The organism is Undibacterium sp. GW821-FHT11H02, assembly GCF_058808015.1.
In genome coordinates, this window is record NZ_JBXARG010000013.1 from 1 (window position 1) to 14,146 (window position 14,146).

The 14,146-nt window shown below is 46.8% G+C and carries 16 protein-coding genes; 10 read left to right on the forward strand and 6 right to left on the reverse strand.

The features are described from left to right. Positions 1–78: 78 nt before the first annotated feature. Entirely contained in the window at positions 79–939 is an 861-nt protein-coding gene (locus AC1RR2_RS13650) for a GIN domain-containing protein (RefSeq protein ID WP_493222812.1), read from the reverse strand. 378 nt (positions 940–1,317) lie between these two features. Between AC1RR2_RS13650 and AC1RR2_RS13655 the strand changes: the two genes are divergently transcribed. From AC1RR2_RS13655 to AC1RR2_RS13695, 9 genes are all read left to right on the forward strand, one after another. Then, positions 1,318–2,619, forward strand: a complete 1,302-nt coding sequence (locus AC1RR2_RS13655) for a dicarboxylate/amino acid:cation symporter (RefSeq protein ID WP_493222813.1) — start codon at positions 1,318–1,320, stop codon at positions 2,617–2,619. A 129-nt stretch (positions 2,620–2,748) separates the two neighbouring features. Continuing rightward, positions 2,749–3,207, forward strand: coding sequence for a helix-turn-helix domain-containing protein (locus tag AC1RR2_RS13660; protein WP_493222814.1), 459 nt, complete (start codon positions 2,749–2,751; stop codon positions 3,205–3,207). Positions 3,208–3,209: 2 nt separating this feature from the next. Next, positions 3,210–3,527: a HipA N-terminal domain-containing protein gene (locus tag AC1RR2_RS13665; RefSeq protein WP_493222815.1), complete on the forward strand. Its 318-nt coding sequence runs from the start codon at positions 3,210–3,212 to the stop codon at positions 3,525–3,527. A gap of 308 nt (positions 3,528–3,835) precedes the next feature. Next, positions 3,836–4,720 (forward strand): type II toxin-antitoxin system HipA family toxin, encoded by an 885-nt coding sequence (locus AC1RR2_RS13670; RefSeq protein WP_493222816.1) that lies wholly within the window; start codon positions 3,836–3,838, stop codon positions 4,718–4,720. A 417-nt stretch (positions 4,721–5,137) separates the two neighbouring features. Then, entirely contained in the window at positions 5,138–5,341 is a 204-nt protein-coding gene (locus AC1RR2_RS13675) for a WCX domain-containing protein (RefSeq protein ID WP_493222934.1), read from the forward strand. A gap of 560 nt (positions 5,342–5,901) precedes the next feature. Beyond that, on the forward strand, positions 5,902–6,591 hold the full coding sequence (locus AC1RR2_RS13680; protein WP_493222817.1) for a helix-turn-helix transcriptional regulator: 690 nt from the start codon (positions 5,902–5,904) through the stop codon (positions 6,589–6,591). Positions 6,592–6,954: 363 nt separating this feature from the next. After that, entirely contained in the window at positions 6,955–7,374 is a 420-nt protein-coding gene (locus AC1RR2_RS13685) for a VOC family protein (RefSeq protein WP_493222818.1), read from the forward strand. Next, positions 7,371–7,859 (forward strand): EVE domain-containing protein, encoded by a 489-nt coding sequence (locus tag AC1RR2_RS13690; RefSeq protein ID WP_493222819.1) that lies wholly within the window; start codon positions 7,371–7,373, stop codon positions 7,857–7,859. The genes AC1RR2_RS13685 and AC1RR2_RS13690 overlap by 4 nt, the downstream gene beginning before the upstream one ends. Positions 7,860–7,946: 87 nt before the next feature. Further along, positions 7,947–10,292 carry a M28 family peptidase gene (locus AC1RR2_RS13695; protein WP_493222820.1) on the forward strand — a complete coding sequence of 782 codons (2,346 nt, stop codon included), beginning with the start codon at positions 7,947–7,949 and terminating at the stop codon, positions 10,290–10,292. A 38-nt stretch (positions 10,293–10,330) separates the two neighbouring features. Here AC1RR2_RS13695 and AC1RR2_RS13700 read toward each other — a convergent pair whose 3' ends face one another. Beyond that, positions 10,331–10,801: a low molecular weight protein-tyrosine-phosphatase gene (locus AC1RR2_RS13700; protein ID WP_493222821.1), complete on the reverse strand. Its 471-nt coding sequence runs from the start codon at positions 10,799–10,801 to the stop codon at positions 10,331–10,333. A 128-nt stretch (positions 10,802–10,929) separates the two neighbouring features. On the opposite strand from AC1RR2_RS13700, the gene AC1RR2_RS13705 reads away from it, so the two are divergent. Then, entirely contained in the window at positions 10,930–12,432 is a 1,503-nt protein-coding gene (locus AC1RR2_RS13705) for a tetratricopeptide repeat protein (RefSeq protein ID WP_493222822.1), read from the forward strand. Here AC1RR2_RS13705 and AC1RR2_RS13710 read toward each other — a convergent pair. The 4 genes from AC1RR2_RS13710 to AC1RR2_RS13725 form a co-directional block, all read right to left on the reverse strand. Next, entirely contained in the window at positions 12,429–12,692 is a 264-nt protein-coding gene (locus AC1RR2_RS13710; protein ID WP_493222823.1) for a hypothetical protein, read from the reverse strand. The genes AC1RR2_RS13705 and AC1RR2_RS13710 overlap by 4 nt on opposite strands. Positions 12,693–12,698: 6 nt before the next feature. After that, complete coding sequence (locus AC1RR2_RS13715) at positions 12,699–12,920, reverse strand: DUF2798 domain-containing protein (RefSeq protein ID WP_493222824.1); 222 nt, start codon at positions 12,918–12,920, stop codon at positions 12,699–12,701. A 13-nt stretch (positions 12,921–12,933) separates the two neighbouring features. Next, positions 12,934–13,326, reverse strand: coding sequence for an MAPEG family protein (locus AC1RR2_RS13720; protein ID WP_493222825.1), 393 nt, complete (start codon positions 13,324–13,326; stop codon positions 12,934–12,936). A 439-nt stretch (positions 13,327–13,765) separates the two neighbouring features. Then, positions 13,766–14,077 carry a hypothetical protein gene (locus AC1RR2_RS13725; RefSeq protein WP_493222826.1) on the reverse strand — a complete coding sequence of 104 codons (312 nt, stop codon included), beginning with the start codon at positions 14,075–14,077 and terminating at the stop codon, positions 13,766–13,768. Positions 14,078–14,146: the final 69 nt, after the last annotated feature.

The following is a 14,146-nucleotide window of genomic DNA, read 5'->3' on the forward strand; positions in this document are numbered from 1 at the left end:
CCAAACAAAATCGAGCTGGAACCCGCGCCGTTATGGTGTTTCTTAAGCTTTTATTGCAATTTAACCGGACACTAGTGCTTAGTTAACGAAGTTAACCCGCTTACCATTCACATTGCGTTGTGCAGGATTGCCATAAATAGTGACATGACCTGAGCCTGTGCTTTGCGCAATCACATTTTGTGACACGGCAGCAGTGACATCACCCGAGCCATAAGCACTCAAATCGGCGGTCAAACTTTTTACAGCCGACAATTCTGCAGAGCCAGAACCATGGGTTTGCGCAACCAGATTGCGTACATTGCCGCTAGCATTGACGGAACCAGAACCATGCACGCTTACATTTAATTCATTGCCACCGACTTGCCCAAGATTGAGCGAACCCGAACCTTGCACGCGTACTTTGGTGTCCTGGCTTTGCAAATTCGTCGCATTAATTCTGCCTGACCCGCCTGAGCTGATATCGAGTTGTGTGACGCGACCTTCTAATACCACGGTGCGTGAACCATTATTTTTCAAATTGAAGCTGCCGCCATTTAAACCATTGACCATCAAACGACCAGAACCATTGGAATTGATATCTTGTAATACCGGTACGGTGTACACCACGCGAATCGGATTGGCGCTGGAAAATCGATCATCCATCCAGATTTTTTGACTATCACCTGCTACCTGCGCCTGTACCAGACCCACCAGGTTGCTGTCGCCGATAATTTCTAAGGAGGCGGTGCCACCGACTCGTACTTCCACTTGTATCGGACCACTGATGTTCAAAGAAGTTAAGCCAGAGACCGGGCGCTTATCGGTAATCACTTCGCCATTGCCTTTTACGGCATTGCTGCTCCATGCGGATTCAAAACGGGCATCGTTGCCATCGGGCGCGATGATGATGGCACAACCAGAAAAAGCCAGAATAGAGCAGAGGGCAAAAATAGTACGCATGGTAGATCCTTTAAAAATTGGTTACAGAGAATTTGAAGCGGAGGAGCGCACTGTAACTAAGCCGCCTTGGCCCAGCGAGTCATAAGCGACGAATTGCAGGCTGAGTGGTCTGAGCTGCTAAAAAGTAGCACCGAGCGTCGATGCACTTGGTGTTGATTTTTTAATCAACACCTGCGGTTATCCACAATAGACGCTAGCAAACGGCTTCTTGATAATGCGTGCAAGGATAGTTTTTGAGTGTGTTGCTGATGGCGGTTTTAATTAGGCTAATGAGTCTAGATCAGTGATTCGGGCTCAGTGATTCAGGCTCAATGACTCAAGCTCAGGTCCTGCTATTCGTCAAGCCGGGCGAAGGCATACATAGATAAGGAGTGAGACATGAAACGCGTCACTGGACATTTATATTTTTGGGTATTGCTTGCCATTTTTTGTGGCGGGTTGTTTGGTTTTCTCGATGCTGCGAATGCCGTTAAATTAAAGCCGCTCGGCGATGGTTTTATCGCTCTGGTCAAGATGTTGATCAGCCCGGTGATTTTTTGCACCGTGGTACTGGGTATTGCCGGTGCGGGTGATATGAAAAAAGTGGGTCGGGTGGGTGGTAAAGCCCTGATCTATTTTGAAGTGGTTTCCACGCTGGCATTGGCTATCGGTCTCATCGTTGTGAATATTCTCAAACCCGGTGCTGGTTTCAATGTTGATCCCGCCACTCTCGATGGTAAAGCAGTCGCCACCTATGCCAAGGCGGCACATGATCAAAGCACGGTAGATTTCTTACTCCATATTATTCCTAAAACATTCACCGATGCCTTTACTGGCTCGGGCGATTTATTGCAAGTCTTGCTGGTAGCAATCTTGTTCGGCTACGCCATGATGCGCATGGGTAAAACTGGACAAGCGGTACACATGTTCATCGAAGAAGCATCGCATATTTTCTTCGGCATGATGAATGTGATTATGAAATTAGCGCCTATAGGTGCGGGTGCTGCAATGGCTTTTACCATTGGCAAATACGGTCTCGCTTCTTTAAAACCTTTGGCCGCTTTGATGGGCAGCTTTTATCTGACCTGCGCCTTATTCATCGTGATCATTTTGGGCACCATTGCAAAGTTAGTGGGTTTCAATATCTTCCGCTTTATCGCCTACATTAAAGAGGAATTGCTCACGGTGCTTGGTACCTCCTCTTCTGAATCAGCTTTAGTACCCCTAATGAGCAAGTTAGAAAAAATGGGTTGCTCTAAATCGGTGGTTGGTTTGGTCGTTCCATCTGGTTACTCCTTCAATCTGGACGGCACCAATATCTACATGACGATGGCTGCTATCTTCGTAGCCCAAGCTTTAAACATTGAACTCACTTTAACCCAAGAATTAACCATGTTAGGGGTAGCGATGTTGACGTCCAAAGGCGCATCAGGCGTCACCGGCGCGGGCTTCATCACCTTAGCCGCAACCCTGGCAGTGATCCCAACTATTCCAGTAGCTGGATTGGCATTGATCCTAGGCATAGACCGTTTCATGTCAGAAGCCCGCGCTTTAACCAATTTCATCGGTAATGGCGTAGCGACGGTCGTGGTTTCACATTGGGAAGGTGAATTGAAGCACGATGTCATGAATAAAGAACTGGGCAAATCGCCTAAAGCACCGGTAACAGTGGATGTGACAGCGATAAAATTGCCAGTTTGATTGGTGCGAACTTTTTTGGCGCGTAAATTGGGCAATATCGACCATATTGCCTAATTTATGTGGCAAATTTAGGTTTAATTACTTGAGATAGGATGAATATGACTCATATAATTGACAAAATTAATTATTTTGGCCAATATATGGGGCATCATGGTCAAAAAATCGCTCACACTCTATCCAAATCAAGCCGTACAGATGAAGGCTTTTGGCGAACGCATTCGTCTTGCCCGACTACGGCGTAAGCTCACGACGACCTTGTTTGCTGAGCGCATGGGGGTCTCAAGAGAAACTTTGCGTCGGGTTGAGAACGGCGATCCAACCGTCGCATTTGGTTCTTATTTGAGTGCGCTACAAACTTTAGGTTTAGCCCAAGATATCGATCAATTAGCCAGCGAAGATGTGCTGGGGCGCAAACTACAGGACGCAAATCTAGTGACAAAATCCAAACAAAGTCTCACTAGTTCGAAGCTCAAACGAAATCACAATACCAGTACGATAGCAAAAACGGTTCAGGCAAATACAGCGTCCTTAATCAATCAAGTGTTGGCGAAATATAAGAATAAACCGCCTTCAAACGATCAGGGATAAACATGGCACGTGCATCGACTCTTGTCCGAATCTGGCTAGATGATATTGGCTACATGCAGTCATTGCTGATAGGCGAATTGCGCATCACCGATCATACCGATGCACCAGCCTCTTTTAGTTATGACAGCACGTGGCTGCACCACAAAAACGCTTATGCCATCGATCCATACCTGCCACTAGTCAGCGGGCATCAGTATCCGGTTCGCGGCTCATTGGCGGGTATTTTTCGTGATTCTGCACCAGATCGATGGGGGCGCGTCTTTGGGCCTGTTGACCTATATTTTAGGCAAGCGAATGCGCGCAAATGGGCACAGGGCTAGGCGCAAGCTGCGCGGTAGTGCGAGCACTATAAGCAGATTGCAACAACGCCATGTGCCCATTTGAGCCATTCCCGGAGGGTTTCGATCAAAACGCACGATGGACAGCGTTGCATCTCTTGCTGGGGCGGCCAGCCGCAGCGGCGAGATGCGCCTTGCCATCCTGCGTTTTGATTGAAACGCTTACCTAAAATATAGGTCAACAGGCCCTAATAGAACGTCGAGAATCTTTAAATGCCATTAAAGAAAAAAGAATCAGCAAGACCTTATTTGATATCGATTTTTTACTCGCCGTACAAGATGTCTCTCGCATGGGTGGCTTAAGGTATCAGGATGATCAAGGCAACTTTATTTCAGACACAGAATTTGCTGTTCCACCCGTCAGTCAACTGCGTGAATTACAAGCGCTGGCAACACGGATACAAGAGCTTGGCATCGAATCTTTACCAGAATACGAGCAATGGTTGGCGATGCTGATGGCACCTGGCTCGTCGCTAGGCGGTGCTCGACCAAAAGCCAATTTTCAAGATGTAGATAGTAGTTTGTGGATTGCCAAATTTCCTGCGCAGGAAGATCGCTATGACATAGGAAAATGGGAATATCTGGCACACCGCCTGGCAAATAAAGCTGGCATTCAGGTCCCCAATGCCAGAGTCGAACAACTCGGTTCTCAGTATCATGCCTTCTGCGTGCAGCGTTTTGATAGAGTCAATCATCGTCGTCGTATGTACGCCTCTGCCATGACCATGACGGGCAAACAAGATGGTGAATCTGGCAGTTATTTAGATATCGCCCAAGTCATCACAGAGCATGGAGCACGCGGTTTTATCGAAGTCGATTTAGCTCAGTTATTTAAGCGATTATTGTTTAATGTCGCGATTGGAAACCGAGACGATCATTTGCGCAATCACGGCTTCTTAAGAGAAGACTCAGGCTGGCGACTCGCGCCCGCCTTTGATATGAATCCCAATCCAACGAAACGTGAGCATGCCTTACATCTAGGTATCGCGACAACACCCGACAATGCACTCGAAGCAGTTGTCTCGACTTATGAGTTCTATCGTTTAAGCGAACAGCAAGCAGCAAGCATTCTTGATGAAGTGCTCGATGCGGTGTCTACTTGGCGAGAGGAGGCGAGGGAATTGCATATTACTGAACTTGAGATTCGGCGTATGCAGTCGGTGTTTAAGATTTAAATACATAAATGAAAGGCATTCGACAAATCCACAAAATGCCAATCAAAAAGCACGCTTGATTCATCAAGATTCATTTCGCCAAACATTTTTTCGCAAATACGTAGAAGTGATTTTTTACACTGAGATTTGCTACTAGTAGCAAAAAAAGGCATGCATATTGACTGTCCGCATCTCTTATTTAATAGCAATAACCACGCTCAGATCTGGCATTTAACAGGCAGACACTTTTCTAATTGCATTCGAAATTTGATAGCAGTAGATCAAATCATTTTTAGCGGTCGCCAGACAATGGTTCCTTGAATCAGCGCTTTTTAGTGGATAGCAGTTGGTTGTTGAACTTACGTGTGCAGCATTGAGAATCGCAACTTGCAACAAAGATGTCATCAGTAGTCTTAAGTTTTTAAACGCCGAAAGCTGATTCCACTGCAAGCAATTGAAGAAGAAAAAGCCGATGGAAGTTTATTAGTTTCGTCCACTGTTGCACATTTAAACCAGATTTTTCCTATTATTCGATATTGGATTCCCCATATTCAGATTGTGTCGCCAGCAGGATTGCAGTCGCAAATGCTTGATGAATTGGCGTCATATCAAAGTCGGTTTGATCGCTCAGCCACAAGGTAGCTGATGCTATTTTTCTCCAGTACTAGAGAGTTGAATGGAACAACGCTAACACGCAACATCATCAACCAATCGAATTTCCACATGTTTGCCAATCGCCATTGCCGCTTTCACTAAACAATCAAATTGAATTATTAGATTATCGGGATCAAGCAATCGATCGACTTGCGTGCGGCCATCGTTACTTTGGTGATGCGCTTGGCGATCATGGCTTCTTTCAGTTGCCCGGAGATCGCCCTTGTGAGTGTTTTCGCTGTGACCTCATCGTAGAGCCCATCTGTTTTAAGAACATCATCAAAATTGGATCCGGTTCGCGGGTTAGATTTTTTTATGGTGTTGTTCCCTGTCTATATTGTGCTTTTCAGTTACCTTAATGTAGCTTGCAATGTACATTCGAGCAATCACATATTGCGATTAAAACCACCTAAATCTGGTGCATATCTAGAGCTACAAAACAACAAGCTCATCGAGTAAAAGAAATCATGTTTTGCGCTCCCTGCCATTTTTTGTCAGTAAATGCGCTACACTAAGTGCTGTCTTTTCAGTTATAAATCTACCAATCCATGTCACGCTCACAACGCTTACTTGATTTGATACAGATATTACGTAGTCATCGCTTTCCGGTGACGGGGCAACTTCTGGCTGAGGAGTTGGGCATCAGTCTGCGTAGTCTGTATAGAGATATCGCGACTTTGCAGGAGCAGGGGGCGAGTATTGTGGGTGAGCCTGGTTTGGGTTATGTGTTGAAACCGGGGTTTATGTTGCCGCCTTTGATGTTTTCTGAGGAAGAGATCGAGGCTTTGGTACTGGGGTCGCGTTGGGTCGCAGAGAGGGGTGATACGCATCTGGCGCAAGCAGCGCATAATGCATTGCAAAAAATTGCGGCGGTGTTGCCTGAGGATTTGCGTCTGTCCTTGGATACCAACACACTGTTGGTGGGGCCTGATGCGAAAGCGCCAGACATCGATACTGCCTTGCCTTTGTTGCGTAGCGCTATTCGTAACGAAAGAAAAATCTTACTCAATTATCGCGATGGTCAAGACAAGCTTAGCCAGCGCATGATTTGGCCGTTTGCGTTGGGTTTTTTTGAACATATTCGGGTCTTGATTGCCTGGTGCGAATTGCGTCAGGAAATCCGTCACTTTCGTACCGACCGTATTGTTTCATTTGAGGTTTATGACATACGTTACCCACGGCGGCGCCAGGCTTTGCTCAAAGAATGGCGTGCACAGGAGGGGATCGTAGCACCTTAATTTTCTAGCTTAGTTTGCTAACTGAGTTTGCTAACTTAGTTCGTCCAGATTGATTGCATGAAGCAAAAAAATTGAAAGAACATGAAAACACTAACAAAGCCTTACCGCAGAGGCGCAGAGAACGCTGAGAAAAACTTATTTTTCGCCTTTCCCCGAGCTCTCTGTGCCTTTGCGATAAACGATGTTGATTTTTACTCCATTCACATTGGTTTCATGCGATTGCTCAATTCGTTTATCAGCACAATTCACTGCTGACAAAAACTGACAGTAGCTGCTAATAAGATGGCACTTATGGGATTGCGATGCAAATCGCACAAACTGATCCTATATTTGAATTCTTTTATTTCTTAACTGGAGCACAGCATGTCAGCAAACTCAGCCACACCATTAACATCCTCCATTTCGCATCCCAATTTCGCCTTACTCTACGTCGACGACGCTTTGATCAGTGCGCGTTTTTATGCCGATATTTTAGAGATAGAGCCTGTAGAAGCTCAAGCCACTTTCGCACTGTTTGCTTTGCGTTCGGGTTTGATGCTGGGCTTGTGGGCGAAGAGTGGTGTATTACCAGCAGTGACTGCGACATCGGGCGCTAGTGAATTGGCTATTGCCCTGAAAAACGCACAAGAATTTGAACACCTCTATCAAGATTGGCAGGCACGTGGTGTGGTCATTGCGCAAGTCCCAACCGCTATGGATTTCGGTCTGACCTTTGTTGCGCTTGACCCAGATGGACATCGCTTGCGCGTCTTCGTACCGACCGAGGCACTCGCTGCAGCATGAAAAATTGGATCGCGGTTGCCTCCGCCGAGCACGTTGCGATAGGACGGGAGCGAGGTTTTATGCAAGTCTGTCATGGTAAAGCTGCGCCCTTGCGGCGTCTGCGAGCCGGTGATCAGGTCGTCTATTATTCGCCGACCCATCGTTTTGGCGGCAAAGATAAACTACAGCGCTTTACCGCCTGCGGTATCGTCCTTGAGAGAGCGCCCTATCAAGTCGAAATGTCTCCCGGCTTTCATCCTTTCCGTTGTGATGTGAATTGGCATCAAGCTCAGTACGCCAGCATCTTGCCTTTGTTATCTCGTTTGGAATTTTCTCGTGATAATAAAAACTGGGGCTATCAATTTCGCTTTGGTTTGTTTGAGATTAGTGCGGCGGACATGGCTTTGATTCAGGGCGCTATGATGCTTGAAGTGCCTGCTGAATTATCCCTAACGCAGCAACAAGGAGATCAACAAGCTCAGCAACAGCAACTGTGGTTTTCTTGATGCGCTCAGCGCTACTTCTTAGCACTTAGTTTCTCAAGCTTCTTATTTTGGGTCAGAATGCATGCAAACACTTTTTCGGGAGTCAGCATGCATTTTATTTTCAAAGCAGGTAGCCAACTGTCACGCACGGCATTATTACTGCTATTGAGTACCGTGTTGTTGATCGCGTATGCGTTATCGAGCGTGCAACCGCGCTTAGCTTTCAGTCCTGATGCCAGTACGAAAATTGCCGCTTCCTATTCTCTTACGGCTGCACAGACTCAATTAAAACAAATCACGCAAGAGCGTCATCCGGCAGGTAGTCCGGGGCATGCGCGCGTGCGTGATTATTTGATGGAGGAATTAAAGGCTATCGGACTAGAGCCGCAAATTCAGACTACTTTTGCGGTATTCGAAAAAGGTACGGCCAGTGGACAGGTGCAAAATATTGTAGTGCGTCTGCCTGGCAAATCTGCACAAGCGACCGCGACTGCAACTGCAGAGCAAGATAAAAAAGCCTTGCTACTGATGGCGCACTATGACGCGACGCCATATAGCTATGGTGCGGGTGATGATGGCGTTTCTGTGATTAATATACTGCAGGCTTTGCGTGTCTTGAAACAGCAGCCAGCTTTACAAAATGATGTGATCGCCGTTTTTAGCGATGCTGAAGAAGTGGGTTTGCTGGGGGCCAGTGGTTTTGCGGCGGATCATCCATGGATGAAAGACGTAGGCATGCTGCTCAATTTTGATAATCGTGGCAATGATGGTCCAGTCTTAATGTTCGAGCCTAGTGTTGGCAATGGCAAATTGATCGCGGGTTTAGCTCAGGCGGTAGGTCAACCGATCAGTAATTCTATGATGTATGAGGTGTATAAGGCGCTGCCGAACGACACGGACTTTACCGTATTCAGAAAAAAAGGCATACCCGGTCTGAACTTCGCTTTGATCCAAAACCTGTCTAGCTACCACACACGCTATGATCGTTCTGATTTGATCAATCCGGCTTCGCAACAACAGCAAGGCGAAATGGTTTTGCAACTAGTACGTCATTTTGGCAATCAAGATTTGAATCAACTTAAAGCAGACGATAGTGTCTATTTTAGTTTTTCTTTGGTCGGTTTGATTCATTATCCTGCCGCTTATGCTCTGCCACTTGCGGCGTTGATCAGTGCTTTGGTGATGTTCAGTTTTTGGATCGCGGCCAAACGTGAACCTGTGCGTATGTTACGTACCGCCGCTGCGGTCTTGCTGTTTTTACTCGTGATCGTTGCCCTCGGTTTCCTGTCGCAACGAGCATGGAATCTTTTGCTACAAGTCTTTCCTTCGTATTTGACTTTGATCGATCCCGATACCAGTCATTTCTATTTATCGGGTATTTTGTTATTGAGCACACTGATCTTTGTCGCGCTGTATCAATTCTTTTCACGTTGGTTGAGCGTCACTGAAATGCGTTTTGGCGCAGCCTTGGTATGGTTGATCTTGTTAGTTTTCACTAGCTTACGTTTTCCTGGTGCGAGCTTCTTGTTCGCATGGCCATTATTTTTTGTGGCCTTGTCTTGGCTGGTTTTGGATGTCAAAGCCATCGCTTACAACAGCGCCGCTTATGCGTGGACTTTGTTCGCAGGCTTTGCTTTTGCTTTGATTTTATTTGCCCCGCTCGTCTTGTTATTTAATATCGCACTCGGCTTTCATTCTCTGGGTGTGCCAGTCATCTTGTTCGCACTCTTGTTGGGCATCGCGCTACCTTTGTTGATGTGGCTATTTCAATATTTGCGCATGCCGGTGTTTTTATTAACAAGTGCTGGATTGATGGCGTATGCTGCCTACGCAACCGCCGCTTTTCATCAAAGCTATCCCGTCGCACCGCAATTAATTTATGCCGCAGTACCGCAGACATCGCAATACTATTGGCTGACACCACAGAAGCATTTAAATCGCGAGCTGTTAAGTCAATTTAGTGCGAAAGCGGAACAAAAATTAGCACCCGAAGTGTTCGGTCGCAGTTCGCCTAGATTGGAGTGGAAGTATTGGACCGATGTAGCACCAGCGACTGCATTGGCTGCACCGAAGATGACGATATTGTCGGATCAGATTGTCGGTGAATTACGTGAACTTGTAGTTCACATTCAAAGTCCCGAGCACGCTATTTCAACCCGCATGGGGGTTGAAGGCGTAACGGTATTGAAGGCGAGTTTGCAAGACAAGTTGATGGTAGAAAAGGCCACTGAAAAATGGAATTTCAGTATCAATGCAATGCCAGAAACTGGCGTAAATCTACGTTTCTCTATCGATAAAAATACCAAAATCACCGATGCTAAATTGCGAGCCACGGATGTATTTTACGAGCCGCCTGCCAGTGTCACTGGATTGAACTTGCCACCCGCTAAATCAGTTGATTTCCTCGCTATGGCGGTCAGTGTTTTAGATATTCCTGTGCTGCCAGCTAAGTAGTTGGGTGTTCGCCGCGCTTGTTAAAGCGCGGCGAACCACTATGCTTTCTGCACGAGCTTCAATAAGCCCTGTGAGGCATCCTCGATATAATCCAAAACAGTATCAAAACCGCTGGCACCGCCATAGTAAGGATCGGGTACCACCTCGGATGGACTGTGAGTGGCGTAAGACATCATCAATGACAGTTTATGTTGATGCTGTGCCGGACAGCGATCTTTGAGTGTGCGCAGATTGTCTTTGTCCATCGCGACGATAAAATCAAAATCATTAAAATCTTGCGGCGTCACTTGCCGCGCACGTTGAGGCGATAAATCATAGCCACGTTTGCGTGCATAGTCTTGCGAGCGTGCATCTGGTGGTTCGCCCACATGGTAGGCATGGGTGCCAGCTGAATCAATGTCTACATTTGTGGACAGACCGGCGGCTTCAGCTTGCGCGCGGAACACGCCTTCGGCGGTGGGAGAGCGACAGATATTGCCCATGCAGACGAAGAGGATGCGGGTTTTCATAGTGTGTTTGTTTGCGTTGGTCTGTGCGTAGTTAAAGGCGTGATGAGAAATTCTACTGCAATTTGGACCTACTTGGTTTAGCTGGACGGCTGTGTTTAAATGTTGCATTCCTTATTGCGCTTGCACTTATGTCAGACCAAATTCAAACCCTACTTCAACAAGCCTTAGCGCACCATCAGCAGGCTCGCCTGCAACAAGCGGAGGATGCCTATGCGCGTGTGTTGCAAATCGATCCACGTCAATTTGATGCCTTGCATTTAATAGGTTTGATCGCAAAGCAGCGCGGTGATCTGGAGTCAGCTTTAAATTTCTTTGGTAAGGCGATGCAAGTCGATCCGCGACAAGCCAAATTGCATTGCAATCTGGGCGCCACTTTGCAAGAGAAGGGTGAAGCGCTTCAAGCCTTGGCGTGTTATGAGATAGCGTTGCAGCTACAGCCTGACTACGCGATGGCATGGAATAATCGCGGTAATACTTTGCGTAGCTTACAGCGCTATCAAGAGGCTTTGGACAGCTTTGAGCAAGCGATGTGCTTACAAAGTAATTATCCCGAAGCCTATGTTAATCGCGGCATCTGTTTGCAAGAAGTGGGTGAGCATGCACAGGCCATTTTGGATTTTGAGGATGCGATACGATTACGTCCTAAGTACGGGCCAGCCTGGTTTGCTTTAGGCTTTAGCCATCAGCAATTGCAGGATTACGAACAAGCCCTGGCTAGCTATCATAATGCTGTAAGCATCATGCCCGGACATAGCCCGGCTTATTACAATCGCGCAATGGTGTTGATCAAAATAGAAAGTTATGCTGAAGCGCTGGATGATTTGCAGCAGGTAATTGAGATCCAGCCGAAATCGCCTTCTGCCTATCTACAACAAGGCCACGCTTTGCGTCATTTGCAACGGTTCTCAGAAGCGGTACAGGCGTATCAGATTGCGCTTGAACAAGGTGGCGATGCGCCGCAAATACACTATCACCTGGCGAGCTTGGGTGTCGGTACGATGCCCGCGATGGCACCATCAGCTTATGTCGCGGATTTGTTTGACCAGTATGCTGAGCGTTTCGATCAGCATTTGCAGCATCACTTAGATTATCAAGTGCCTCAGTTGCTGCATCAAGCATTGCAGAGCTTAACGCCTCAAACGGAGTTAGAGTTTGAGCGTGCTTTAGATTTGGGCTGCGGTACGGGTTTATGTGCGACTTTTTTGAAGTCCATCTCAGGCGCGGTAGACGGTGTTGATTTATCGGCCAAGATGCTGGAGAAAGCACGACAACGTGGCTTGTATGACCGCTTGCATAGTCAGGAGATCGTAGCATTTTTGACGCAATCGGTATCGTCCTATGACTTGATGATCGCTGCCGATGTGCTGGTTTATTTTGGTGATTTGCAAGCCGTATTTGAGGCTGCGCACGCCAAGTTAAATGGCGCGGGTATTTTCGCATTCTCGGTTGAGGCTTCACAAGAAGCGGAGTGGCAATTGCAGCGTTCGCAGCGCTATGCGCATTCAGAAAATTATCTGCGTGGCTTGGCCCAACAAGTCGGATTTGAATTACTGGCACTCAATGCGCATCATGGTCGACGTGAACAAGCGCAGTCTGTTTCAAGTTTGATTGTCGTGCTCAGGAAAAGTTAAGCTTTCCGCCAAAAATACGCGAGCCCACATAAAAGAAGCCCAAAAATAATGAGTAGACTAGTGCTGTTACCAATCAGATAGGGATAAAACATTAATCCAAATCCAGCCCATTGGAGTTTACTTTGCTTGTGTTTATTCGAGATATACACGCACACCATGCCGACGATGCCGAAGAGTATTGAGATAGCGATATAGGCGGGACTGGGCAGCATGCTGATCAGTTGAGCGAGCAAAACTTCAAGTTGTTCTTGTTCGCTCATCGTGATCTACTTTAGCAATTTGCTGACTAGCTTACGGGTCAATGGTGCGAATAAGAGCACCAAAGGAAATGCACAAGCCCAGGCGATTAAAAAGGCGTGCATCCAACGTGCCAGATAGCCATTCGCGATGCCTGTGTTGACCGCTGTCAAAATGCCGGACATTACCAAGGCCATTTGCAAGGACATCAGGAAACCGAAGGCCAGTTGCTGTTGTTTTTCTTTAGTCATTGTTGTGAATTGTTTAGATCAATGTAAAGAGTGCGATGCTGACGCCAACGCCGCCAAACCAGATCAATGAACGCAAAGTCGATTTGTCCATTAAGTAAGCTGCTACGTATAGGCAGCGTATGATAATGAAAGCGATAGCTAGTCCGTCAATCCGGCCTTGTTCAACCTGCGCCTGCTGAGCCAGAACTACACCTGCAATAAATAAGGGCAATGCCTCAAAGCCATTTTTTTGTGCGGCGACAGCACGTTGTTGCCAACCTGTTAGTTTGGATTCCCAATTGCGCGGGTGGTGATTGTCATAGCCGCCATTTTTGCGTGACACTTTTCCCATGCTAGCTTTGGCCAAGCCAACCGTCACGACTGGAAGTAAACAGGCCGCCAGTACACACCAGTTTGCAATACTCATTGTCAGGTTCTCATTGTGATTGCCCTTACTGCCTCAGTCCACGCAGCAGGGAAAATAGTTAGTAGAAAGTACAGCTGCTATTTGTAGCCAATACCAGATTAAGCCATCGGCATTCATTGTAACAATAAGCGACGTAAGCTTCACGGCTCCTGACATTGTGCCACTAAGTTAGGGTCTAAGCTGTAATACCGTTCAGTTAAGACGAATAGGAGAACTTCTCAGTGAAAAAATACGAGATTTTATTCGAATCGACTTTGTAGTTTTGGATAAAAATGAAAACCTCTCAAGGCCGAGACGCAGAGGCAGGCAGAGAAACCCAGTAAAATCTTGGCTTTTCTCTGCGCTCCTCGGCGACTCTGCGTCTCGGCGTTGCGGGGTTTTGAAGCATAATTAAAACTTCGTTCGCTTGACCAAAATATATGTCAACAGGCCCTAGGCTCTAAGCTGGCTTTTTACGACAGCCAGGAAGTTCGCCGCGCCAGGCTTTGACGGCAAAATACAGGCTAGCGACTATCCATATCCCACTCAAAATGGTGTCAAGAATCCGGTCCAGTTCCGTGCATTTACGTGAATACAGACAATCGATACTGACCACGATACTAGAACTGATGGCAATAATTACAAATAGACCGAGCGCGTAGAGCAGCATACAAAGCACCCGACGTCCTGCAGAAGGATAAATAAACACGGCACCCTCATCGTTGTTACTGAGCCATTGTGTTAGGGGTTTGAAGACTTGCAGAGGTGACATAAGAATGTGAGGATAGGCGCGATGAGTTGAAGTGATATTTAGGCATAATTATGCGCTACTTTGTGCACC

Bases quoted from the DNA above. Each gene is read 5' to 3' on its own strand.
- AC1RR2_RS13715 (WP_493222824.1), bottom strand. From the start codon at position 12,920: ATGACTAAAGAAAAACAACAGCAACTGGCCTTCGGTTTCCTGATGTCC.
- AC1RR2_RS13690 (WP_493222819.1), top strand. From the start codon at position 7,371: ATGAAAAATTGGATCGCGGTTGCCTCCGCCGAGCACGTTGCGATAGGA.
- AC1RR2_RS13670 (WP_493222816.1), top strand. From the start codon at position 3,836: ATGGGTGGCTTAAGGTATCAGGATGATCAAGGCAACTTTATTTCAGAC.
- AC1RR2_RS13695 (WP_493222820.1), top strand. From the start codon at position 7,947: ATGCATTTTATTTTCAAAGCAGGTAGCCAACTGTCACGCACGGCATTA.
- AC1RR2_RS13705 (WP_493222822.1), top strand. From the start codon at position 10,930: ATGTCAGACCAAATTCAAACCCTACTTCAACAAGCCTTAGCGCACCAT.
- AC1RR2_RS13665 (WP_493222815.1), top strand. From the start codon at position 3,210: ATGGCACGTGCATCGACTCTTGTCCGAATCTGGCTAGATGATATTGGC.
- AC1RR2_RS13655 (WP_493222813.1), top strand. From the start codon at position 1,318: ATGAAACGCGTCACTGGACATTTATATTTTTGGGTATTGCTTGCCATT.
- AC1RR2_RS13720 (WP_493222825.1), bottom strand. From the start codon at position 13,326: ATGAGTATTGCAAACTGGTGTGTACTGGCGGCCTGTTTACTTCCAGTC.
- AC1RR2_RS13710 (WP_493222823.1), bottom strand. From the start codon at position 12,692: ATGAGCGAACAAGAACAACTTGAAGTTTTGCTCGCTCAACTGATCAGC.
- AC1RR2_RS13650 (WP_493222812.1), bottom strand. From the start codon at position 939: ATGCGTACTATTTTTGCCCTCTGCTCTATTCTGGCTTTTTCTGGTTGT.
- AC1RR2_RS13700 (WP_493222821.1), bottom strand. From the start codon at position 10,801: ATGAAAACCCGCATCCTCTTCGTCTGCATGGGCAATATCTGTCGCTCT.
- AC1RR2_RS13685 (WP_493222818.1), top strand. From the start codon at position 6,955: ATGTCAGCAAACTCAGCCACACCATTAACATCCTCCATTTCGCATCCC.
- AC1RR2_RS13725 (WP_493222826.1), bottom strand. From the start codon at position 14,077: ATGTCACCTCTGCAAGTCTTCAAACCCCTAACACAATGGCTCAGTAAC.
- AC1RR2_RS13680 (WP_493222817.1), top strand. From the start codon at position 5,902: ATGTCACGCTCACAACGCTTACTTGATTTGATACAGATATTACGTAGT.